Source organism: Pseudomonas shiyinii (genome assembly GCF_056725765.1).
Genome location: NZ_CM161522.1, coordinates 276,371 through 297,747 on the forward strand (window position 1 = coordinate 276,371; position 21,377 = coordinate 297,747).

The 21,377-nt window shown below is 64.7% G+C and carries 21 protein-coding genes and 1 riboswitch; of the genes, 5 read left to right on the top strand and 16 right to left on the bottom strand.

Annotated elements, in window-relative coordinates; genetic code table 11:
* Nucleotides 1-150 precede the first annotated feature (150 nt).
* From ribA to ACXHGZ_RS01385, 3 genes are read left to right on the top strand one after another with little or no spacing between them, the layout of a single operon-like run.
* Complete coding sequence (gene ribA / locus ACXHGZ_RS01375; RefSeq protein WP_084857392.1) at nt 151-765, top strand: GTP cyclohydrolase II; 615 nt, start codon at nt 151-153, stop codon at nt 763-765.
* Entirely contained in the window at nt 762-1,181 is a 420-nt protein-coding gene (locus ACXHGZ_RS01380; RefSeq protein ID WP_480462016.1) for an MFS transporter, read from the top strand. The genes ribA and ACXHGZ_RS01380 overlap by 4 nt, the downstream gene beginning before the upstream one ends.
* Entirely contained in the window at nt 1,181-1,993 is an 813-nt protein-coding gene (locus tag ACXHGZ_RS01385; protein WP_480462018.1) for a cobalamin-binding protein, read from the top strand. The genes ACXHGZ_RS01380 and ACXHGZ_RS01385 overlap by 1 nt, the downstream gene beginning before the upstream one ends.
* On the opposite strand, the gene ACXHGZ_RS01390 is transcribed toward ACXHGZ_RS01385, so the two are convergent.
* The 5 genes from ACXHGZ_RS01390 to ribB form a co-directional block, all read right to left on the bottom strand.
* Nucleotides 1,971-3,818: a TonB-dependent receptor plug domain-containing protein gene (locus tag ACXHGZ_RS01390; protein WP_480462019.1), complete on the bottom strand. Its 1,848-nt coding sequence runs from the start codon at nt 3,816-3,818 to the stop codon at nt 1,971-1,973. The two genes, ACXHGZ_RS01385 and ACXHGZ_RS01390, sit on opposite strands and share 23 nt — an antisense overlap.
* Before the next feature lie 117 nt (nt 3,819-3,935).
* Nucleotides 3,936-5,831, bottom strand: a complete 1,896-nt coding sequence (dxs, locus tag ACXHGZ_RS01395; protein ID WP_480462020.1) for a 1-deoxy-D-xylulose-5-phosphate synthase — start codon at nt 5,829-5,831, stop codon at nt 3,936-3,938.
* Between the two features lie 130 nt (nt 5,832-5,961).
* Entirely contained in the window at nt 5,962-6,849 is an 888-nt protein-coding gene (ispA, locus tag ACXHGZ_RS01400) for a (2E,6E)-farnesyl diphosphate synthase (protein ID WP_368829824.1), read from the bottom strand.
* A complete protein-coding gene (locus tag ACXHGZ_RS01405; protein WP_028690287.1) occupies nt 6,846-7,088 on the bottom strand; it encodes an exodeoxyribonuclease VII small subunit in 243 nt (80 codons plus the stop codon). The genes ispA and ACXHGZ_RS01405 overlap by 4 nt, the downstream gene beginning before the upstream one ends.
* 168 nt (nt 7,089-7,256) lie before the next feature.
* Nucleotides 7,257-7,904: a 3,4-dihydroxy-2-butanone-4-phosphate synthase gene (gene ribB, locus ACXHGZ_RS01410; protein ID WP_480462021.1), complete on the bottom strand. Its 648-nt coding sequence runs from the start codon at nt 7,902-7,904 to the stop codon at nt 7,257-7,259.
* A 79-nt stretch (nt 7,905-7,983) separates the two neighbouring features.
* Nucleotides 7,984-8,125, bottom strand: a riboswitch (FMN riboswitch).
* A gap of 95 nt (nt 8,126-8,220) precedes the next feature.
* Between ribB and ACXHGZ_RS01415 the strand changes: the two genes are divergently transcribed.
* A complete protein-coding gene (locus ACXHGZ_RS01415) occupies nt 8,221-9,426 on the top strand; it encodes an RtcB family protein (RefSeq protein WP_480462022.1) in 1,206 nt (401 codons plus the stop codon).
* 191 nt (nt 9,427-9,617) lie between these two features.
* Here the strand turns inward: ACXHGZ_RS01415 and ACXHGZ_RS01420 are convergent, their stop codons facing one another.
* Nucleotides 9,618-10,211, bottom strand: coding sequence for a glutathione S-transferase family protein (locus ACXHGZ_RS01420; protein ID WP_480462024.1), 594 nt, complete (start codon nt 10,209-10,211; stop codon nt 9,618-9,620).
* Nucleotides 10,212-10,223: 12 nt separating this feature from the next.
* Entirely contained in the window at nt 10,224-10,649 is a 426-nt protein-coding gene (locus ACXHGZ_RS01425; RefSeq protein WP_480462026.1) for a VOC family protein, read from the bottom strand.
* A 113-nt stretch (nt 10,650-10,762) separates the two neighbouring features.
* Between ACXHGZ_RS01425 and ACXHGZ_RS01430 the strand changes: the two genes are divergently transcribed.
* A complete protein-coding gene (locus ACXHGZ_RS01430; RefSeq protein WP_480462028.1) occupies nt 10,763-11,662 on the top strand; it encodes a LysR family transcriptional regulator in 900 nt (299 codons plus the stop codon).
* 244 nt (nt 11,663-11,906) lie between these two features.
* Here ACXHGZ_RS01430 and ACXHGZ_RS01435 read toward each other — a convergent pair whose 3' ends face one another.
* The 9 genes from ACXHGZ_RS01435 to exaC form a co-directional block, all read right to left on the bottom strand.
* On the bottom strand, nt 11,907-12,584 hold the full coding sequence (locus ACXHGZ_RS01435) for an XRE family transcriptional regulator (protein ID WP_480462029.1): 678 nt from the start codon (nt 12,582-12,584) through the stop codon (nt 11,907-11,909).
* A 259-nt stretch (nt 12,585-12,843) separates the two neighbouring features.
* Complete coding sequence (ppa, locus tag ACXHGZ_RS01440; RefSeq protein ID WP_084857414.1) at nt 12,844-13,371, bottom strand: inorganic diphosphatase; 528 nt, start codon at nt 13,369-13,371, stop codon at nt 12,844-12,846.
* A 92-nt stretch (nt 13,372-13,463) separates the two neighbouring features.
* Nucleotides 13,464-14,279, bottom strand: a complete 816-nt coding sequence (locus ACXHGZ_RS01445) for a M90 family metallopeptidase (RefSeq protein ID WP_480462031.1) — start codon at nt 14,277-14,279, stop codon at nt 13,464-13,466.
* Nucleotides 14,280-14,284: 5 nt separating this feature from the next.
* Complete coding sequence (locus ACXHGZ_RS01450) at nt 14,285-14,932, bottom strand: DedA family protein (RefSeq protein ID WP_084857419.1); 648 nt, start codon at nt 14,930-14,932, stop codon at nt 14,285-14,287.
* Between the two features lie 325 nt (nt 14,933-15,257).
* Nucleotides 15,258-15,716 (bottom strand): GNAT family N-acetyltransferase, encoded by a 459-nt coding sequence (locus ACXHGZ_RS01455; protein ID WP_084857421.1) that lies wholly within the window; start codon nt 15,714-15,716, stop codon nt 15,258-15,260.
* 106 nt (nt 15,717-15,822) lie between these two features.
* Nucleotides 15,823-16,644 (bottom strand): ethanolamine ammonia-lyase subunit EutC, encoded by an 822-nt coding sequence (eutC, locus tag ACXHGZ_RS01460; RefSeq protein ID WP_480462033.1) that lies wholly within the window; start codon nt 16,642-16,644, stop codon nt 15,823-15,825.
* A gap of 8 nt (nt 16,645-16,652) precedes the next feature.
* Nucleotides 16,653-18,047: an ethanolamine ammonia-lyase subunit EutB gene (locus ACXHGZ_RS01465; protein ID WP_324815772.1), complete on the bottom strand. Its 1,395-nt coding sequence runs from the start codon at nt 18,045-18,047 to the stop codon at nt 16,653-16,655.
* Nucleotides 18,048-18,095: 48 nt separating this feature from the next.
* Nucleotides 18,096-19,544 carry an ethanolamine permease gene (eat, locus tag ACXHGZ_RS01470; RefSeq protein WP_480462036.1) on the bottom strand — a complete coding sequence of 483 codons (1,449 nt, stop codon included), beginning with the start codon at nt 19,542-19,544 and terminating at the stop codon, nt 18,096-18,098.
* A 171-nt stretch (nt 19,545-19,715) separates the two neighbouring features.
* A complete protein-coding gene (gene exaC, locus ACXHGZ_RS01475) occupies nt 19,716-21,236 on the bottom strand; it encodes an acetaldehyde dehydrogenase ExaC (protein ID WP_224457799.1) in 1,521 nt (506 codons plus the stop codon).
* Nucleotides 21,237-21,377: the final 141 nt, after the last annotated feature.

The window sequence follows — 21,377 nt, forward strand, 5'->3', positions numbered from 1 at the left end:
GAGCGGGCTTGCCCCGCGATGAGGCGGGGGCGCTTGAGGCCCAACCATCAAACTTTTCGATCTTAAGCGGCGATATTCAGCCTGCGCATGGGCAGCGACCTGCTGATACAATCGGGCAATTGGAACTGCTTATTTTTTTAGGAGCACAACGTGCCCGTCGTCTTTGTCGCCGCCTCGAAACTCCCGACTCCCTTCGCGATCTTCACCATGCATGGCTTTCTCGACGAAGCCACGGGTCGTGAGCATGTAGTGCTCAGCCTGGGTGATATCGCCGACGGCGAGCCGGTGCTGGGGCGCCTGCATTCCGAATGCCTGACCGGTGATGCGCTGTTCAGCCAGCGCTGCGACTGCGGTTCGCAACTGGAAGCCGCATTGCAGGCCATCGCCCGTGAAGGCCGTGGCGTGCTGCTGTACCTGCGTCAGGAAGGCCGGGGCATCGGTCTTTTGAACAAGATCCGCGCCTACGAGCTGCAGGATGGCGGTGCCGACACCGTCGAGGCCAACGAGCGCCTGGGCTTTGCCGCCGACCAGCGCGACTATGCCATGTGCCAACCCATGCTCGAGCACCTGGGCGTAGGCTCGCTGCGCCTGATGACCAACAACCCGCGCAAGGTCAAGGCATTGACTGACATGGGCATCAAGGTCGCCGAGCGCGTGCCGCTGCACACCGGGCACAACCCGCACAACCGTCACTACCTGGCCACCAAGGCCGGCAAGCTTGGCCACATGATGGGCAACGAGCACCAGGGCGAGCCGCAGGCGTGACCCGCAGCCAGGTGAAGCAGCGCCTGGCGCTGGCGTGGTGGCAGTACCTGGCGGTAGGCCTGGTGCCACTGCCGGTGATGGCCTGGGCCTTTGGTGGCGGCGATGCCCTTATCCCAGTTCTGGCCATGCCGCTGTTCATTGCCGGCGCTGCCTCGATGTTCCTCAGCCTGCCGCGTTTCGGCGCCTACAAGCGCGCCCTGATCGCCACGTCGAAGGCCCTTGGCTCGCCCGAGGAGCCCCAGGCGTGGATCGAGCTGGCCGAAGTGCGACGCATGGCCATGTTGTTCGCCTGCTTCCCTGCCTGGGTCGCGGCACTTTCGGTACTGGTCGGCCTGGAGGCGGTGCCGCAAATCCTCCTGGCTCTCTCCACCGCGGTGCTGCTCTACCTGTACCGCATTCCCCGCCAGCTGGGCTGATGCGCATTCTTTTCTGTCTGCTGGCCCTGTTGGCCTTCGGCGCCAAGGCCGAGGGTGTTTCGCGGGTGGTCAGCCTGGCCCCTTCGATGACCGAGATCATGCTCGAGCTGCACGCCGACGACCTGCTGGTGGGTGTGCTCGACGGTGGTCAGCGGCCGGCGTCGCTGCAAGGCCTGCCTTCGGTAGGGCGGTACAGCCAGCTCGACATGGAGCGCCTGCTCAGCCTTGAGCCTGACCTGCTGCTGTTATGGCCCGACAGCGTGGCGCCGGCGCAGCGCGACCAGCTCAAGCGCCTGGGCATCCCGACCTTCGTCGGCAAGCCCAAGGATATCGACCAGTTGATCGGGCAGATCGAAGCCATCGGCCAGCGGGTAGGGCGTGCCGAACGAGGCCGGCAATACGCGGCCGCGTTGCGTGAGCGGCTGCGGGGGTTGCGCCAGCAGTACCGGCGGCAACAGCCGTTGCGGGTGTTCTACCAGGTGTGGGACCGGCCGCTGTACACCCTTGGCGGGCAGCAGATCGTCAGTGATGCGCTGGGCGTTTGTGGTGCGCGCAATGTTTTCGCCGACCTCACCCAGCCTGCGCCCCAGGTGAGCGTGGAATCCGTACTGTTACGTGACCCGCAGGTGATCCTCGCGGGCGACAAGGCCCAGCTGGCCAGTTGGAAGGCCTGGCGCACCCTCGATGCGGTGGCCAATGACCGCTTGCTGGTAGTGCCCGACAAGGGGCTGGAGCGCCCCAGTGGCCAGATGATCGAGGCCACGGCGCGCCTGTGCGCGCTGCTGGCGGCTAGAGCGCCGGCGTCCAGGTGACACTCAGCAGCCAGGTGCGGCCTTCTTCGCGGTAGCCATAATAATCGCCCTGGTGGCTATAGAGGGCTCGGCTGTAGCCTTTGTCCAGCAGGTTATCCAGCTTCATTTCCAGCTTTAGCTCCGGTGTCGCCACCCAACTTCCTCGCAGGCCAAGCAGCCCGTAGCCACCCATTTTCCTGAAGTTGTCCTCATCGTCGTAGCTGCTGCTGACGGCTTGCCAGCTTGCGCCGAAGCCCAGGCGGTCATACTGACGATCCAGATCCAGGCTAAGGGTGCGCCGTGCGCGGCGCACGAGTGTATGGCCGGTTTTCCGGTCGCGCGGATCGATCACGGCCACGCCTAGCTGGCTGTGCCAGTTGCCCCAATCCTGGTCGAGCGCCATCTCGAAGCCGTTGATACGTGCCGAGTCCACGTTGCGCGGTATCCAGTCGGGGCCGGGGCTGATGGCGTCACGCAAATCTGTGCGGTACAGCGAGCCTTCCAGGCGACTGCTGTCACTCAAGCGGCTGCGCCACTGTACTTCGTAGCTTTTCGAGTGCTCCGGCTTCAGGTCTGGGTTGCCCATGTAGGGAAAGTACAGGTCGTTGAAGTTCGGAGCGCGGAAGCCTTCGCTATAGGACAGTAGCAGGTCGTTGGCCGCATTCAGCGGTAAGGTCAGGCTGCCGCTCCATGTGGTTTGATCGCCATACTGCTGGTTCTTGTCGTGTCTTACGCCCAGCTCGGTGGAGAATCGCTCCCCATGGAACCGGTGCTGGGCGAATACGGCTCGGTTCCAGCGGCTATCTTCGGTCAGTTCAGAACTGGCATGGACACGGTCCTCATACCAGTCGCCGCCGACGAGCAGCTCGTTGCGTTCATCGAGCGTTAACTCGTTCTGCCAGGTCACCTGATCACGGTAGGTATTGAAGACGTAAGTATCGCCGCCGAGCTTGTCGCGGCGCTGATCGCGATTCTCGCTATGGCCCAGCTCCAGACGCGAGTGCCATGTCTGTGTGAGCTGGGCATCGAGGTATGTGCCCAGGCTACTGACCTGGAAGTCGGAATAGCGTTCCTGGGCGAAGAAAGTCGGCTCGTCGTACTCAAGGCGCCCACGGCTATCAAGCACATTCACCCCCGCCTCGAACCGCTCGCCAAACGTATGGCTCAGGCTCAGGTTGAACGACTTGTTGCGGTAGGCATCGTGGTCGCTGTCACTGGCGAACGAGGGCCCGGTCGAGTCGATGCCGGCGGTTTCGTCCAGGCTGGCCCCCAGGTTGAAGCGGGTCGAGCCGTTGCCGCCGGAAAGCCCCAGGCTGCGTTGGAACGTCTGGTTGCTGCCCGCCGCCAGACGCAAGCGCGGTTGCAGGCCCGGGCCGTTGCCTCGGCGGGTGAAGATCTGGATGACCCCGCCGATGGCATCGCTGCCGTAGAGGGCCGAGCGTGAGCCACGCAGCACCTCGACCCGCTCGACCTGGTCGATATCGAGAAACTGCAGGCCGCTGTCGCCGGAGGTGGCGTTGGCAATGCGCACGCCGTCGACCAGTACCAGCGTCTGTGCAGCCTTGGTGCCGCGGATGAAGATCCCCGGCAGGCTGCCGCGCCCGCCTGTAGGCGCCACTTGTACGCCGGGTACACGGCCCAACAGGTCGGTGACGTTGGAAGGCTGCAGGCGGTCGATATCGCTGCGGGTGAAGACGGTATTCGCGGCGCTGGTGACGCTGCGCGACTCGACCTGGCGGCTGGCGCTGATCAGTACGTCGGGAAGCTTGAGGGCGTCATCGCGGTCCGGTTCGGCCGCCAGCAGCGGGAGGGGGAGGCAGAGCAGGGCAAGGGCAGGGGGTTTCATTGACGATTCCATGGTGCGAGAGCCCTCAATCGCGGCACAAGGCCGCTCCTACAGGGACCGCACGATCCTGTAGGAGCGGCCTTGTGCCGCGATGGGCCGCAAAGCGGCCCCGAGGGATTACAGGCCGAGCTTGCCCATGCGGGCTTTCACCGAAGCCTCGATCCCGGCTGCATCCAGGCCACATTCGGCCAGCATTTGCGCAGGCTTGGCGTGCTCGACATAGATGTCCGGCAGCCCCAGGTGCAGCACAGGCTTGAGCACTGCTTCGCGGGCCAGGAACTCGCTGACCGCGGCGCCGGCGCCGCCCATGATGGCATTCTCTTCGAGGGTCACCAGCAGCTCATGGTTGGCTGCCAATTCCAACACCAGGGCCTCGTCCAGCGGTTTGACGAAACGCATGTCGACCACGGTGGCGTTGATCTGCTCTGCCACTTTCATCGCCTCGGGCAGCTGTACGCCGAATACCAGCAGGGCGACCTTCTCGCCCTTGCGCCGCACCACACCCTTGCCGATCACCAGTGGCTCAAGGTCGCCGCTGATCGGCGCGTTGGGGCCAGTGCCGCGAGGGTAACGCACCGCTGCCGGGCCGTTGTACAGGTGGCCGGTGGTGAGCATCTTGCGCAGCTCGTTCTCGTCGCTGGGGGTCATCACCAGCATGCCTGGAATGCAACGCAGGTAAGACAGGTCGAAGCTGCCCGCGTGGGTCGGGCCGTCCTCACCCACCAGGCCTGCACGGTCGATGGCGAACAGCACATCGAGGTTCTGCACCGCCACGTCGTGGATCAGCTGGTCGTAGGCACGCTGAAGGAAGGTCGAGTAGATGGCGACCACCGGCTTGGCGCCCTCGCAGGCCATGCCTGCGGCCAGGGTGACCGCGTGCTGCTCGGCGATGGCCACGTCGAAGTAGCGCTCGGGGTAGCGTTCGCTGAAGGCCACCAGGTCCGAGCCTTCCTTCATCGCCGGGGTGATGCCCACCAGGCGGTTGTCGGCGGCGGCCATGTCGCACAGCCACTGGCCGAACACCGCCGAATACTTCGGCCCACTGACCTTCTTCGGCGCGGCGGGCTTGTCGACGGGCTCGAGCTTGGTGATGGCGTGGTAGCCGATCGGGTCCAGCTCGGCGGGGGCGAAGCCCTTGCCCTTCTTGGTGATCACGTGCAGGAACTGCGGGCCCTTGAGGTCGCGCATGTTGCGCAGGGTAGCGATCAGGGTCGGCAGGTCGTGGCCGTCGATAGGGCCGATGTAGTTCCAGCCCAGCTCCTCGAACAGGGTGCCCGGTACCAGCATGCCCTTGGCATATTCCTCGGTGCGGCGGGCGATTTCCCAGGCACCTGGCAGGCGCGACAGGACCTTCTTGCTGCCTTCGCGCATGCTTGCGTAGGTGCGGCTGGAAAGGATCTTGGCCAGGTAGTTGGACAAGCCACCGACATTGCGCGAGATCGACATGTCGTTGTCGTTGAGGATCACCAGCATGTCGGCATCGACTTCCTGGGCGTGGTTCAGCGCCTCGAAGGCCATGCCGGCGGTCAGGGCACCGTCGCCGATCACCGCGATGGACTTGCGCGGGTCGTTCTGCAGGCGGGCGGCGATGGCCATGCCCAGGGCCGCGCTGATCGAGGTGCTGGAATGGCCGACGCCGAAGGTGTCGTACTCGCTTTCCACGCGGCGTGGGAAGGCGGCGATGCCGTCCTTCTGGCGCAGGCTGAGCATGCGGTTGCGTCGGCCGGTGAGGATCTTGTGCGGGTAGGCCTGGTGGCCGACGTCCCACACCAGGCGGTCGTCCGGTGTGTCGAAGACGTAGTGCAGGGCGATCGTCAGCTCGATGACGCCCAGGCCGGCGCCGAAATGCCCACCGGTCTGACCAACGGTATAGAGCAGCTCCTGGCGCAGCTCGTCGGCCAGGGTCTCCAGGTCGGCTTCAGCCAGCCGGCGCAGGCCGGCAGGCGTGTCAGCGCGGTCCAGCAATGGCGTGACCGGGCGTTCGCGGGGGATCTCTTGAAACGTCGTGGGCATCAGGCGAGTCGTTATAGATATGAAGACGCGGCAGTTTACCCCATTGTGGGAAAAGCTGCCCATTCAGACACAGGTTGCAGGCCCTTTGTGGGAGCGGGTGAACCCGCTCCCACAGGGTTGGCGTCAGGGTTTAATGGCGACGCTCGACGATATAGCGAGCCAGCGCCCGCAAGGGTTCTGCGCTGTCGCCAAAGCCTTCGAGTGCACCCAGGGCCTGGTCGCGCAATTCCAGCGCATAGGCCTTGGCCGCCTCCAGGCCCAGCAGGGCCGGGTAGGTGGGCTTGTCGCGGGCGATATCGGCGCCCTGACGCTTGCCCAGGGTGGCGGTGTCGCTCTCTACATCGAGGATGTCGTCCTGTACCTGGAACGCCAAGCCGATGGCCTGGGCGTAGGTCTGCAGGGCGTCCAGCTGCGCCTGGCTGGCGCGGGCGCTGGCCAGGGCGCCGAGGCGCACGCTGGCTTCGATCAGGGCGCCGGTCTTGTGCCGGTGCATGTATTCCAGGGCCTGCTGGTCGAGCTTAAGGCCCACCGAGCCCAGGTCGATGGCCTGGCCGCCGACCATGCCGGCCGGGCCGGCAGCCTGGGCCAGGGCCTGGACCATCTGCAGGCGAACGGTATCGGCCTGGGGGCTGAGCAGGGGGTCGAGCAGGGCGCTGAAGGCCAGGCTTTGCAGGCCGTCGCCTGCGAGGATGGCGCAGGCTTCGTCGAAGGCCTTGTGGGTGGTCGGCTGGCCACGGCGCAGGTCGTCGTCGTCCATGGCCGGCAGGTCGTCATGCACCAGCGAGTAGGCATGGATCAGCTCGACGGCACAGGCTGCGCCGTTGGCCTGTTCGGCCGGGACGCCGAAGGCTTCGCAGGCGGCATAGGCCAGCAATGGCCGCACACGCTTGCCACCGTTCATCACGCTGTAGCGCATGGCCGCATAGAGCCGCTCGAGCTCCTTGGACGGGGCTACGAACAACGGCTCCAGGGCTGCATCGACGCGTGCCTGGCAGCTTGCCTGGTACTGGCCGATCATGCTTCGGGCTCCGCGTCGAACGGCTGGGCCGCCAGCTCGCCGTCGCGCTCGAGCAGGATCTGCACCTTCTGCTCGGCCTGGGCCAGGGCGCCTTGGCAATCGCGAGTCAGGGCAATGCCTTGTTCGAAGGCGGCCAGCGACTCTTCCAGCGACAATTCGCCGTTCTCCAGGCGCTCGACCAAGGCTTGCAGGTCGGCGAGGGATTGCTCGAAATCGATGGAGGTTTTTTTGCGGGCCATGGCGACTGTCTCGGTGGCTTTCAGAACGGCGCGACACTAGCAGAGCGGGGCAAGGGGAGCAAACTTCCCAGGCCGGGAAGCCAAGTTACTGGCCAATCGCCGGCAAGCCGGCTCCCACTATTAAGCCAGTATCAACCCAGTGGGAGCCGGCTTGCCGGCGATCAGGCTTCAGGCATCCGCTGTTTCCAGCATCATCGCCTGGCGGTACTGCGCCAGTTCCTCGATGGTCAGCACCGGCAAGTTGTATTGCCGCGCATACACCGCCACCTCCTCGCCACGGGCCATGCTGCCGTCCGGGTTCATCAACTCGCACAGCACCGCCGCAGGCCGCAGGCCCGCCAGGCGCGCCAGGTCGACCGACCCTTCGGTATGGCCTCGGCGGGCCAGCACGCCGCCGTCACGCGCACGCAGCGGGAACACGTGCCCAGGGCTGACGATATGACGTTGTTCGGCGGTCGAGCGAAGGGCCGCTTCGATGGTGGTGATCCGGTCCTGGGCGGATACGCCGGTGGTGACGCCCTCGGCGGCCTCGATGCTGACGGTAAAGCCGGTGCCATGGCGGGCCTGGTTGTTCTGCACCATGGGCGCCAGCTGCAGGTCATCGACGGTGGCCTCGTCCAGGCACAGGCAGACGATGCCGCTGCAGTCGCGGATCATCATGGCCATGGTCTGCAGCGAGATATTCTCGGCAGCGGCGATGATGTCTGCTTCGTCCTCGCGGTCGTCATCGTCGAGCAGCAGCACGGGTCGCCCGGCTTGGAAGGCGGCGATGGCAGCGGTGACGTTGGGGTATTTGGGGTGGTGCATGGTGGACATGAAACGCTCCTCGTAATTGATCGATGAACGTCTCGGGGCGAACAAAACGCGCGCGCAGGAGCACCGGATGGCTCCCGCCTGACGCCTTCTTTCATCCGGACTATGACCGTCGGCCCTGGAATCTCACCAGGTCTGCTGACCCCCGGCATGGCCGGGGCGCTCGCGGGCTCATCTTTCGATTTACCGCCGGTGGGGACTTTCACCCCGCCCTGAAGACCAAGCAAGCATACAGCACTGTGCCACCCCACTGGCAAGCGGCCGGCCTACGACCTTCGGCGGTATGATGGTCGCCAAGGCTTTTTCGGATAACGACACCATGGACATTCTCGAAGTTGCCGGTGGCAAGCCGGTCAAGTTGTGGACCGACGGCGTACCCGTGGAAGACGATGCCCGCCGGCAGTTGCTGAACACCGCGCGCATGCCATTCATCTTCAAGCACCTGGCGGTGATGCCGGATGTCCACCTGGGCAAGGGGTCGACCATCGGCAGCGTGATCCCCACGGTCGGCGCGATCATCCCGGCGGCCGTGGGCGTGGACATCGGCTGCGGCATGATCGCCGCGCGTACTTCGCTGCATGCCCGCGACCTGCCGGACAACCTGCATGGCCTGCGCAGCGCCATCGAGCAGGCCGTGCCCCACGGCAAGACCTTCGGCCGCCACGACCAGGGGGCCTGGGGCCAGGTGCCGGCCCAGGCAGAGCAGGTGTGGAGAGGGCTGGCCGTGCGCTTCAAGGCGATCACCGACAAGTACCCGCGCCTGGAGAAGACTAACAACCGCCATCACCTGGGCACCCTGGGCGGCGGCAACCACTTCATCGAGGTGTGCCTGGATGAAGCCGAGCGCGTGTGGTTCATGTTGCACAGCGGCTCGCGCGGGGTGGGCAATGCCATCGGCAACCTGTTCATCGAGCTGGCCCAGGCGGACATGCGCCAGCACCTGGCCAACCTGCCGGACAAGGACCTGGCCTACTTCGAGGAAGGCAGCCGGCACTTCGCCGACTACGTCGAAGCAGTGGAGTGGGCCCAGGATTTCGCCCGGCATAACCGCGAGCTGATGATGCAGGCGGTGGTCGGTGCCGTGCGCAAGGTGCTGGGCAGGCCTTTCGACGCCAGCCTCGAAGCGGTCAACTGCCACCACAACTATGTACAGCGCGAGCGGCACTTCGGTCGCGAGGTGCTGGTGACCCGCAAGGGCGCGGTATCGGCGCAGAAGGGACAACTGGGCATCATTCCGGGCTCAATGGGTGCCAGGAGCTTCATCGTGCGTGGGCTGGGGAACGAAGAATCGTTCTGTTCGTGCAGCCATGGCGCCGGCAGGGTGATGAGCCGGACCAAGGCCAAGAGCCGCTTCACCCTCGAAGATCAGCGGCGCGCCACCGCCCATGTGGAGTGCCGCAAGGACAAGGACGTGATCGACGAGATCCCCATGGCCTACAAGGACATCGATGCGGTGATGCAGGCCCAGCGTGAGCTGGTGGAAGTGGTGCACACCTTGCGCCAGGTGGTGTGCGTCAAGGGCTGAACAAGCAAGGCCGACACTGCGGGCTTGCCCCGCGATCAAGGGCAAAGCCCTTGCCATGCCACCGCGTTGGCAATGCCGACGCCATCGCGGGGCAAGCCCGCTCCCACAGGGGTAGCACTAGCCACTTGTTCTCTGCACGACAGCGCAGTCCAAAGGGCAGGGTGTTCTCCCCCAGGGAGAGGGGCGTGTGGTCAGAGGCCTGGCATCGGCACGAAGCCAGGCAATTGCTTGATCCTGTCCATCCAGCGGGTGATATGGGTATACGGCGACAGGTCGACACCCCCTTCAGGTGCCAATGCGACATAGGGGAACACCGCGCAATCGGCGATGGTCGGGCGCGACAGGGCCAGCCAGTCGTACGTGGCCAGGTGCGCGTCCAGCAAGGGCAGGATGCGCGCCGCTCTCTTCAGGGTGTCGGCCTTGTCGATGGCATAGCCGAACTTATCCACAAGGCGAGCGGCAGCGGGGCCGTTCTGGATCTCATTGGCCGCGGTGGACAGCCACTGCATGATTTCGGCCTGCAGGTGCGGCTCCACCGGCCACCAGGCTGCTCCGCCATAAGTGCCGGCCAGGTACACCAGGATCGCCTGGGAGTCGCGCAGTACCCGCTGCCCATCCACCAGGATCGGCACCTCGCCCCAGGGGTTGAGATCGATCAGCGGGGCGCGCTTGTGTTCGCCGCCGAGAAAGTCCACGGGAATGATCTCCAGGTCCAGGTTCGCCAGATGGGCGAACAGGCGGACCTTGTAGCAGTTGCCGGACAGTTCCAGGTCATAGAGCTTCATGACGTTTCCTTGTTATTGGGCCAATAGCTGGTTGAATTCCAGGACGTTGCCGTCGGGGTCGCGAATGAACAATGCAACGCGTCGCGGCCCGATGCGGTGCGGCCCTTCGGTGATGGTGATGCCTTGTTGGTGCAACCAGCCCTGCAGGGCCTCCAGGTCTTCCACGATGAAGGCCGGGTGGGTCATGCCGGGCAGCTTGATCGGTGCATCCAGCAATACGTTATGGGCGTGGGGCTGGCGCGCACCATTGAAGATCAGGTTGATGCGCACGCCGCTGGGCGTGAGCATCTCGTTGGCCTCGAAATCGCTGAACCGCGCGCTTTCGACGAAACCCAGCGCCTCGTAGAACGCCAGGGCACGGCTGCGATCGCTGACGCGGATGCCGATGTGATCATAGGCGAGGATCGGCGAGGGGCTTGTTGCGGCGTTGGCGCTCATGATGGAAACCACACACGTTTTCAAAGAGGCCCAGTGTGGCCATTGGCGGGCGTTTCACCAATGCCTGTAAGCTGACAACACTATTGCACTTGTTGCACAGACGAGAGCCGACGATGGACCGATTGAAAGCCATGGCCACCCTGGTGCGTATTGTCGACAGCGGCAGCCTCAGTGCCGCAGCGAATGCCTCGGGCCAATCCACCGCCTCGGTGGTGCGCACCCTGGCAGCGCTGGAAAAACACCTGGGCACGCGCCTGCTCAATCGCAATACCCGGCACCTGGCATTGACCGACGAGGGCGCCGAATTCCTGGCCTGGAGCCGGCGCATACTCGCCGAGTTCGACGAGGTCGAGCACGGCTTCGATGCGCGGCGCAAAAGCCCTGGCGGGCTGCTGCGCATCACCGCGCCGGTGGAGTTCGGGCGCCGCTACGTCGCGCCTTTGGTCAACGAATTTCTGGCCCTGCATCCGGCCATCCAGGTGGAGCTGACTTTGCTCGACCGCCTCGTCGACCTGCTCGACGAAGGCGTGGAACTGGCCATCCGCATCGGGCAACTGCCGGACTCCTCGTTGATCGCAACACCCCTGGGCCACACCCGCCTGGTGCGCTGTGCAAGCCCCGAGTATCTGCAGCGTAGCGGCGTGCCCGAGCAGCCGTCGGATTTGCTGGCACATGCCTGCATCGGCTTCGCGCCCCAAGGCAGGCAATGGCAATTCCAGGAGCAGGGCGCTGTCGTGACTCGGTCCGTTTCTGTGCGCATGACGACCAACCAGATTCAGGTGGCCAGCCTCGCCTGCCAGCAAGGTGTCGGTATCGGCCAGCTGCTGCACTACCAAGTGGCCAGAGAACTGGCCGACGGTCGGCTGGTGCGGGTGCTGCAGGCGTACGAACTGGCCGACCTGCCGATCCAGATGGTCTACCCGCACGCGCGGCTGTTGTCGGCGCGGGTACGGCAATTCATCGACTGGGCCTCGCCGCGGCTGGGGGCGGTGATTCCCGATCCGGCCGAGTGAGAAATGAGCGGGCATTAAAAAGCCGGCTTGTGGCCGGCTTCTCGGGGACGGTCTTGGCTAATTTTTGGTAAGCCGCAACCGCCTTAAACGGGATGACCACTAGGGGCCTGATAAAGATGGCGGACGGCTGTGTGAGGCGTCGCCAGGCCCTCTGGAGCGCGGCCTGAGCCGGTCGGGGCGAAATGTGCCGCGTAGCATACTAGGGCCGGCGCGGGTTGCCCAGCAAAAAATGGCACAGGGTATGTCAGCCTGGACGGTGCAGGCTGACGGACGACCAATGGAACACCCAGCCGAGAATCTGCATACCCTGGGCTTGGCGTTGCTTGGGAGTGTAGCGCTCGGCAGGCCCTTGGCCGTGCAGGTAGAGGTTGCCCTGACGATCCTGGGTCAGGCGGTCGACCCGTAGGCGGCCGTTGTGGAGCAGCACGTAGGTCTCGTCTTCGATGACCCAGGTCAGGCTGCGGTCGATGACCAGGATGGTATCCCTGGGGATGGTCGAAGGAGCAGCCGATGGCGGCATGGAAACGCAGGCGGCATGTTCCAGGTTGACGCCCAGGGCTTGCAGTGCCTGTTCGGAAAACGGCAAGTACTGGTTCCCGTCGGGCTGGAGTCGTCCGTCCTGCAGTACATGGAAGGGAATGCGCAGCAGATGCCCTTCGCGAATGGATGGGCGTGTCACGTCATCACGTGAAGCGCACTGGCGCGGAAGAGGGTTGGCATGTTTCGGCCCTTCGCCGCTTAGCAGCCAGCGCCGCTGTACGCAGAACAGGGCGGCGATTTCGTCCAGGCGGGCCAGAGGGATGCCGCGACTGAACCAGTTGTTCACATGCTGGGGCGTTACGCCACGCTGGGCGGCGAAGTCCGAGGGGGTCAGGTGGCACTCCTGGAGGAGGGCTCTTAGGCGGTCACCAGAGGTAGTCATGTGGCCGAGTCTAGCGGGGTGGTTCATGCCTTGGAATGAACGCGTTGTTTATGGGTTTTGTAGGAAAGTGGGTGTAAAGAAGGATCTTTCTTAGGGGGCTGTAAGAGTGGGTAAGGTTGAGCGTGCTATCGCCGGCAAGCCGGCTCCCACCGAGATTGCGCCGAGGAGCCGGCTTGCCTGCGATGGGGCGCCAATGCCCATCGACCAAATTCCAGCCAAAAAAAAACCCTGCCGGAGCAGGGCTTTCTTCAGTCCGGTATCAGCCTTTGTAGGCGGCAACCGACTTGGTGATCGCGGCGCGGGCGGCGTCGGCGCCTTCCCAGCCTTCGATCTTGACCCACTTGCCCTTCTCCAGATCCTTGTAGTTCTCGAAGAAGTGTTCGATCTGCTGGATCAGCAGGGCCGGCAGGTCGGTGTATTCCTTCACGTCGACATACAGCTGCGACAGCTTGTCGTGAGGCACAGCGACAACCTTGGCGTCGCCGCCGCCGTCGTCGGTCATATTCAGGATACCGACCGGACGAGCACGGATGACCGAGCCTGGGGCGACCGGGTAAGGGGTCACGACCAGCACGTCCAGTGGGTCACCGTCGTCGGCCAGGGTGTTCGGGATGTAGCCGTAGTTGGCTGGGTAGAACATTGGGGTGGCCATGAAACGGTCGACGAACAGGGCGTCGCTGTCCTTGTCGATCTCGTACTTGATCGGCGCGTGGTTGGCCGGGATCTCGATGGCGACGTAGATGTCGTTCGGCAGGTCCTTGCCCGCCGGAATCTTGCTGTAGCTCATTGGGCAGTGCCCCCGTGTTTGACCAAAAAGTGGCGGCGATTATAGGCACATTCCTACCGGGCATGCCACGCCCGGCCGGATGTGCGGGCCCGTCAGGCGTGGGTTTCGCGGTACAGCGGGTGCTCGGCCTGCAACTGTTCCAGGCGCGCCAGCGGGTCTTGGCGGTAGAACAGCGACAGTTGTCGATAGACCTTGGGATAAGCCTGTTGCAGCAGGTCGGGGGCGCTGAAGAAGTACTCGCTGGTGACGGCGAAGAATTCCGCCGGGTTTTCCGCGGCGTAGGGGTCGATGGCAGTCTCGGCGTCGGGATTGGCATCCAGTTGCCGGTTCATGTCATCGAAGGCTTGCTGCATGGCGTCGGCCCACTCTTGCACAGGCATGCCTTTGTGTAGCGGCGGTAGGCCGTTGGCGTCGCCGTTGAGCATGTCGAGCTTGTGGGCCAGCTCATGGATCACCAGGTTGTAGGCCTCCCAGCCACCGCTGGCCAGCACGCCGGGCCAGGCCAGGATCACCGGGCCCTGTTGCCAGGCCTCGCCGCTGTGCTCGGCATCCCAGGTGTGCTCCACGCCGCTGGCGTCGCGATGGCGCTGGGGGCTGAGGAAGTCGTCGGGGTAGAGGATAATCTCATGAAAGCCCTGGTACCAGTCCAGATCGCCCAGGTGCAGCAGCGGCAGCTGGGCCTGGGCGGCGAGGAACAGGCGCTGCTCGTCGTCCAACTCGACGCCGTGCAGGGCCGTCAGGTGCTTGTCGTGCAGGAACAATACGCAGGCTTCGCGCAGCCTGCGGTCTTCCTCGTCACTGATGCCGTCGAGCAGCGGCAGGCGCTCGCGCACGGCCTGCCACAGCTGTGGGGCAACCGGGTAGCGGGCCAGGGTGCGCCGGCGTCGCCAGGCGCGCAGCGACCACATGCTGTTTAGTGGGCCTTGGCTGCGCGGCCCAGGCGGCCACGCAGCAGGCCGAGGATCATCGGCACCAGCGACAGGATGATGATCCCGACCACCATCAACGACAGGTGCTGCTTGATGAATGGCACATTGCCGAAGAAGTAGCCCAGGGTCACCAGGCCACCCACCCACAACAGCGAGCCGGCCACGCTGAACGCCAGGAAGCGCGGGTAGTGCATGTGCGCGATGCCGGCGACGAACGGCGCGAAGGTACGCAGGATCGGCAGGAAGCGCGCCATGGTCACGGTCTTGCCGCCATGGCGTTCGTAGAAGTCGTGGGTACGCTGCAGGTAGTCGCGGCGGAAGATCTTCGAGTTCGGGTTGCGGAACAGGCGCTCGCCGGTGGTGCGGCCGATGACGTAGTTGGTGCTGTCACCCATGATCGCCGCGGCCATCAACAGGCCAGCCAGCAGAACCGGGTCCATGCCGCCGCCAGCGGCCACCGCGCCGGCAATGAACAACAGCGAATCGCCGGGCAGGAAGGGCATGACCACCAGGCCGGTCTCGCAGAAGATCACCGCGAAGAGGATCGCGTAGATCCAGGGGCCGTAGTTGGTGACCAGCAGATCGAGGTAGGCATCGAGATGCAGGATAAGGTCCAGCGGGTTGAATTCCATGTACAACACCTGTGTTCTGACCCGCGACTACGGGCGCACGATGACGGACTGTGCCAAGGGCGTAGGTTTGGTTACCTGCGGGTGGGTAAATTTTCACACATGACAGGAGGGGGCATTATACGGCGATGTCAGGAATGTGCCCGGAGAGTTTGTAGCGGCGGGTTTCCGCGTGGCACTCCCTGCTCGTGTAGGAGCGGCCTTGCGCCGCGATCGGGCGCGAAGCGGCCGTAAAATTGGTAATCGCGGGCTACCTGGCACAACGGGGTGGCAGAATCTACGGCCGCTTCGCGCCCGATCGCGGCGCAAGGCCGCTCCTACACGGGTGTCAGTCCTGGGTGATCGGCAATATGTAGTTCTCGAACTCGGTGTCCTTGCGAAAACCGATCGACTCGTAGGTCTTGCGTGCCACGTCGTTGTCGCTGCTGGTGGAGACACGCATGCGTACGGCGTTGGTGTCCTTGGCCATCTTCTTGGCTTCGCGCATCAGGTGGTCGGCCACTAACATGCGCCTGGAGTCTTCGGCCACATAGATGTCGTTGAGGATCCACACGCGCTTGAGCGACAGCGAGGAGAAGCTCGGGTAGAGCTGGCAGAAGCCGAGGATGCGGCCGTCATCGTCGTCCGGCAGGGCCAGGTAGATCACCGACTCATCGCGCTTGAGGCGCTTTTCCAGGAAGCTGCGCGAGCTGTCCGGGTAGGGCAGCTGCCCATAGAACTCGCGGTATTTCACGAACAAAGGGGTCAGCAGATCGAGGTGTTCCAGGGTTGCCTTGATGATGCGCATGTGCGGCCCTCAGAGTCCATTTGGGGAAACAGCGGATTGCCACGGCTTTGACTGCATGCTGCACAAAGCCGGCGTGAAGCGCAATCCGCCTGGTGTTACAGGTTTCTTACCCGTCCCCGAGCAGGAAGTTGCCGCTTTTTTTGCCGGGTGCGCCGTCCGTCTCGATGCTGTGCACCTCGGCTTCGTCCTTGAGGTTCACCCCGGAAAGCTGCCGACGGCAGGCCTCGCGCATCAGGTACAGCAGGCGGTGGGCGGCCATGCCGTAGCTCAGGCCCTCCAGGCGCACGTTGGAGATGCAGTTGCGGTAGGCGTCGGTCAGGCCGACCTTGGGGCCGTAGGTGAAATACAGGCCCAGGCTGTCGGGCGAACTCAGGCCCGGGCGCTCGCCAATCAACATCACTGTCATGCGCGCGCCGAGCAGTTCGCCCACCTCGTCGCCCACCGCCACTCGGCCTTGTTCCACCAACACCACCGGTGCGCTGGTCCAGCCGTCGGCAGCGGCCTGCTCTTCGAAGCGGGCCAGGAAGGGCAGGGTGTGGCGGTGCACGGCCAAGGCCGACAGGCCGTCGGCGACCACGATCGCCACATCGACGCCGCCCGGGTTGGCCTGGGCATGCTCGCGCAGGCGCTGGGCCGATGCATCGTCCAGGCGCCGGCCCAAGTCGGGGCGTTGCAGGTACTGGTCACGGTCGCTGGCCGCGCTGTGCAACAACAGGCTTTCGCGGCCACGGTCGGCCAGTTGCTGGCGCAGGCCGGCATGGTCGAATGGCAAGTGCACGGCATCGCGGGCCTGGGCGTGGGCGAACTGGAAGTCCAGCTGTGCGCCGGTCGGCAGGCTGATGCCGGTGCGACCCAGGGCGATGCGCGCCGGTGTCAGGTTGCGCAGGGCCAGCCAGGGGTTTTCAGGTGTGGTGGTCGGTCGGTCCATGGTCATCCCTATGCAAGCTGCGCCAGGGCCTGGCGGAAGGCTGGCGGCAAGTTGTCGCCGAAGCGCACCCGGCCATCGGCCTGGGTGAAGATGCCGGTGCGCTCGAGCCAGGCCTCGAATTCCGGCCCGGGCTTGAGGCCCAGGGTCTGGCGCGCATAGAGCGCGTCATGGAACGAGGTGGTCTGGTAGTTGAGCATGATGTCGTCCGAGCCTGGGATGCCCATGATGAAGTTGATCCCGGCCACGCCCAGCAAGGTCAGCAGGGTGTCCATGTCGTCCTGGTCGGCCTCGGCATGGTTGGTGTAGCAGATGTCGCAGCCCATGGGCACGCCCAGCAGCTTGCCGCAGAAGTGATCCTCCAGGCCCGCGCGAATGATCTGCTTGCCGTTGTACAGGTACTCGGGGCCGATGAAACCGACCACGGTATTGACCAGGAACGGGTTGAAATGCCGGGCCACGGCATAGGCGCGGGTTTCGCAGGTCTGTTGGTCGACGCCGTGGTGGGCGTTGGCCGACAGCGCGCTGCCCTGGCCGGTCTCGAAGTACATGAGGTTCTGGCCGACGGTGCCGCGCTTGAGCGAGAGGCCGGCCTCGTAGCCTTCCTGAAGCACGTTGAGGTTGATGCCGAAGCCGGCATTGGCCGCCTCGGTGCCGGCGATGGACTGGAACACCAGGTCCAGCGGCACGCCGCGGTTGATCGCTTCGATCGAGGTGGTGACGTGGGTGAGTACGCAGGCCTGGGTCGGGATCTGGTAGCGCTGGATGATGGCGTCGAGCATTTCCAGCAGGGCACAGATCGAGGCGATGCTGTCGGTGGCCGGGTTGATGCCGATCATGGCATCGCCATTGCCGTAGAGCAGGCCGTCGAGGATGCTGGCGGCGATGCCGGCTGGCTCATCGGTGGGATGGTTGGGCTGCAGGCGGGTCGACAGGCGCCCGCGCAAGCCCATGGTGCCGCGGAACCGGGTGACCACGCGGATCTTCTGCGCTGCCAGCACCAGGTCCTGGACGCGCATGATCTTCGACACCGCCGCGGCCATTTCCGGTGTCAGGCCCTTGGCCAGGGCGCGCAAGCTGTCTTCGTTGGCCTGTTCGCTCAGCAACCAGTCGCGCAGCCCTCCGACGGTGAGGTGGCTGACCGGGGCGAAGGCCTGGGCGTCGTGGGTGTCGATGATCAGCCGGGTGACTTCATCGCTTTCGTAGGGGATCAGGGCCTCGCTCAGGAAATGCTTGAGCGGAATGTCGGCCAGCGCCATCTGCGCGGCGACCCGTTCACCATCGTTGCTGGCCGCGACACCGGCCAGGAAGTCGCCCGAACGTGCCGGGCTGGCCTTGGCCATGACGTCCTTGAGGCTGTCGAAGCGGTAGACCTGGTTGCCTACCGTGTGTACGAAACTTGCCATACAGAATCTCCAGAGCGCCGCGGGCGTGCCCGCGGCGTAAGTCGGCGATCAGTGCAGGGCCTCTTCGGCCTTCTGGATCGCGGCGAATTCCTCTTCCGGCGTCCCCGCCACCAGGTGATGACGGCTGTAGAAAGCAAAGTAGGCAATTAATACCCCATAGATCACTGCGGCGCCAATCACCACCCGTGGGTCGACCAGGAAGCCGGCGACCACGGCCACGCAGGCCAGCACCAGGGCCAGGCCCGAGGTGAAGATACCGCCCGGCGTACGGTAGGGGCGCTCCATCTTGGGGCGACGGATGCGCAGGGTGATGTGCGCAGCCATCATCAGCACATAGGAGAGGGTGGCACCGAACACGGCGACCAGGATCAACAGGTCACCCTGGCCGGTCAGCGACAGGGCGAAGCCGATGATCCCGGGGATCACCAGGGCCAGCACCGGGGCTTTGCTCTTGTTGGTTTCCGAGAGCTTGCGTGGCAGGTAGCCGGCACGGGACAGCGCGAAGATCTGCCGCGAATAGGCATAGATGATCGAGAAGAAGCTGGCGATCAGGCCCGCCAGGCCCACCAGGTTGACGAAGCTGCCCATCCAGGTGGAGCCGCCGTAGGCCTTGGCCAGCGCCTCGACCAGCGGGTTGCCCGAGGCCTTCAGGGCTTCGGAGCCCGCACCGCCAGGGCCGACCACCAGGATCAGCAGGGCGAAGGCCACCAGCACCAGCATGGCGCCGATTAGGCCGCGCGGCAGGTCGCGACGCGGGTTCTTGGTTTCCTCGGCGGCCAGGGGCACACCTTCGACGGCCAGGAAGAACCAGATGGCGTAGGGGATCGCCGCCCAGATACCGACATAGCCGAACGGCAGGAAGCTGCTGGCACCGGCAGCGTCGGTCTGGGCGATGTCGAACAGGTTGGCTGCATCGAAATGGGGCACCATCGCCACCAGGAACACCGCCAGGGCGATCGCGGCGACGGCGGTGATGATGAACATCAGCTTGAGCGCTTCACCGACGCCGAAGATGTGGATGCCGATGAACACGATGTAGAACGCCAGGTAGACCATCCAGCCGCCGATGCCGAACAACGACTGGCAGTAGGCGCCGATGAAGGTGGCGATGGCCGCGGGCGCGATGGCGTACTCGATGAGGATCGCCGTGCCGGTGAGAAACCCACCCCAGGGCCCGAAGGCGCTGCGGGCGAAGCCGTAGCCACCACCGGCGGTCGGGATCATCGACGACAGTTCGGCCAGGGAGAAGCACATGCACAGGTACATGGTGGCCATCAGCAGGGTGGCCAGGAACATACCGCCCCAGCCGCCCTGGGCCAGGCCGAAGTTCCAGCCGGCATAGTCACCGGAGATGACATAGGCCACCCCCAGGCCCACCAGCAGGACCCAGCCGGCGGCGCCTTTCTTCAGTTGTCGGTGTTGGAAATAGTCCGCGTCGACTTTTTCGAAGTCAACGGAGGCGCTTGCCGGCGCGCTGCCGGAATGATCGCTTGGCATGGTGTTCACCTTTTTTCTTCTTGATGACCGGCGGGGCGGTCTGTGGTGATCGGTTTTGCATGAAGTGGGCCAGATGGAGCGGGGCCGCTGTGCGGCCCATCGCGGCACAAGGCCGTTCCTACCGGGAACGTGCTGCCACCTGTAGGAACGGGCTTGCCCCGCGATGCCCGTTTAGAAGAAGCCCAACGGGTTGATGTCGTAGCTCACCAGCAGGTTCTTGGTCTGCTGGTAGTGGTCGAGCATCATCTTGTGCGTCTCGCGCCCCACGCCGGATTTCTTGTAGCCCCCGAACGCGGCATGGGCCGGGTACAGGTGGTAGCAATTGGTCCATACGCGGCCGGCCTTGATGCCGCGGCCCATGCGGTAGGCGCGGTTGATGTCACGGGTCCAGACGCCTGCGCCGAGGCCGAACTCGGTGTCGTTGGCGATGGCCAGGGCCTCGGCCTCGTCCTTGAAGGTGGTGACGCTGACCACCGGGCCGAAGATCTCCTCCTGGAACACGCGCATGCGGTTGTTGCCCTTGAGCAGGGTCGGCTGGATGTAATAGCCGGTGGCCAGGCTGCCTTCGAGTTTCTCCACCTTGCCGCCGGTCAGCAGCTCGGCGCCTTCCTTCTGGGCGATCTCCAGGTAGGAGAGGATCTTCTCGAACTGTTGCTGCGAGGCCTGGGCGCCGACCATGGTGTCGGTGTCCAGCGGGTCGCCGCGCTTGATCTGCAGGACCTTCTTCATCACCACCTGCATGAATTCGTCGTAGATCGACTCCTGCACCAGCGCACGCGATGGGCAGGTGCACACCTCGCCCTGGTTGAAGAACGCCAGCACCATGCCTTCGGCGGCCTTGTCGATGAAGGCCGGCTCGGCCTGCATGATGTCCTCGAAGTACACGTTCGGCGACTTGCCGCCCAGCTCCACGGTGGACGGGATGATGTTCTCGGCGGCGCATTTCATGATGTGCGAGCCCACCGGCGTGGAGCCGGTGAAGGCGATCTTGGCGATGCGCTTGCTGGTGGCCAGGGCCTCGCCGGCCTCGCGGCCGAAGCCTTGCACCACGTTGAGCACGCCCTTAGGCAGCAGGTCGCCGATCAGCTCGAGCAGCACGGTGATGCCCAGCGGGGTCTGCTCGGCAGGCTTGAGCACCACGCAGTTGCCGGCAGCCAGGGCCGGGGCCAGCTTCCAGGCGGCCATCAGCAGCGGGAAGTTCCACGGGATGATCTGCCCGACCACGCCCAGCGGCTCGTGGATGTGGTAGGCCACGGTGCTTTCGTTGATCTCGGCGGCGCCGCCTTCCTGGGCGCGGATGCAACCGGCGAAGTAGCGGAAGTGGTCCACGGCCAGGGGGATGTCGGCGTTGAGGGTTTCGCGGATCGGCTTGCCGTTGTCCCAGGTCTCGGTGATGGCCAGGATTTCCAGGTTCTGTTCGATGCGGTCGGCGATACGTAGCAGCACATTCGAGCGGTCCTGCACCGAGGTGCGGCCCCAGGCATCGGCGGCGGCGTGGGCGGCGTCGAGGGCCTTGTCGATGTCCTCGGCGGTGGAGCGGGGGAATTCGGCGATCGGCTGGCCGTTCACCGGCGAGGTGTTGGTGAAGTATTCACCCTTGACCGGAGGAACGAACTCACCGCCGATGTAGTTGCCATAGCGGCTCTTGAAGGTGATTTTCGCGCCTTCGGTACCCGGATGTGCATAACGCATGGTGTGTCTCCTGGCTATTGTGTTTGTTGCGGAGTTCAAAAGCGTAGAGCAAAGGTTGGGCCAGTGCTGTCGAGCCCTTGATAATCAAGGCCTTGGCCGGTTGATGATGAGCGGCGCGATGGCCTGTGTGACAACTGTGGC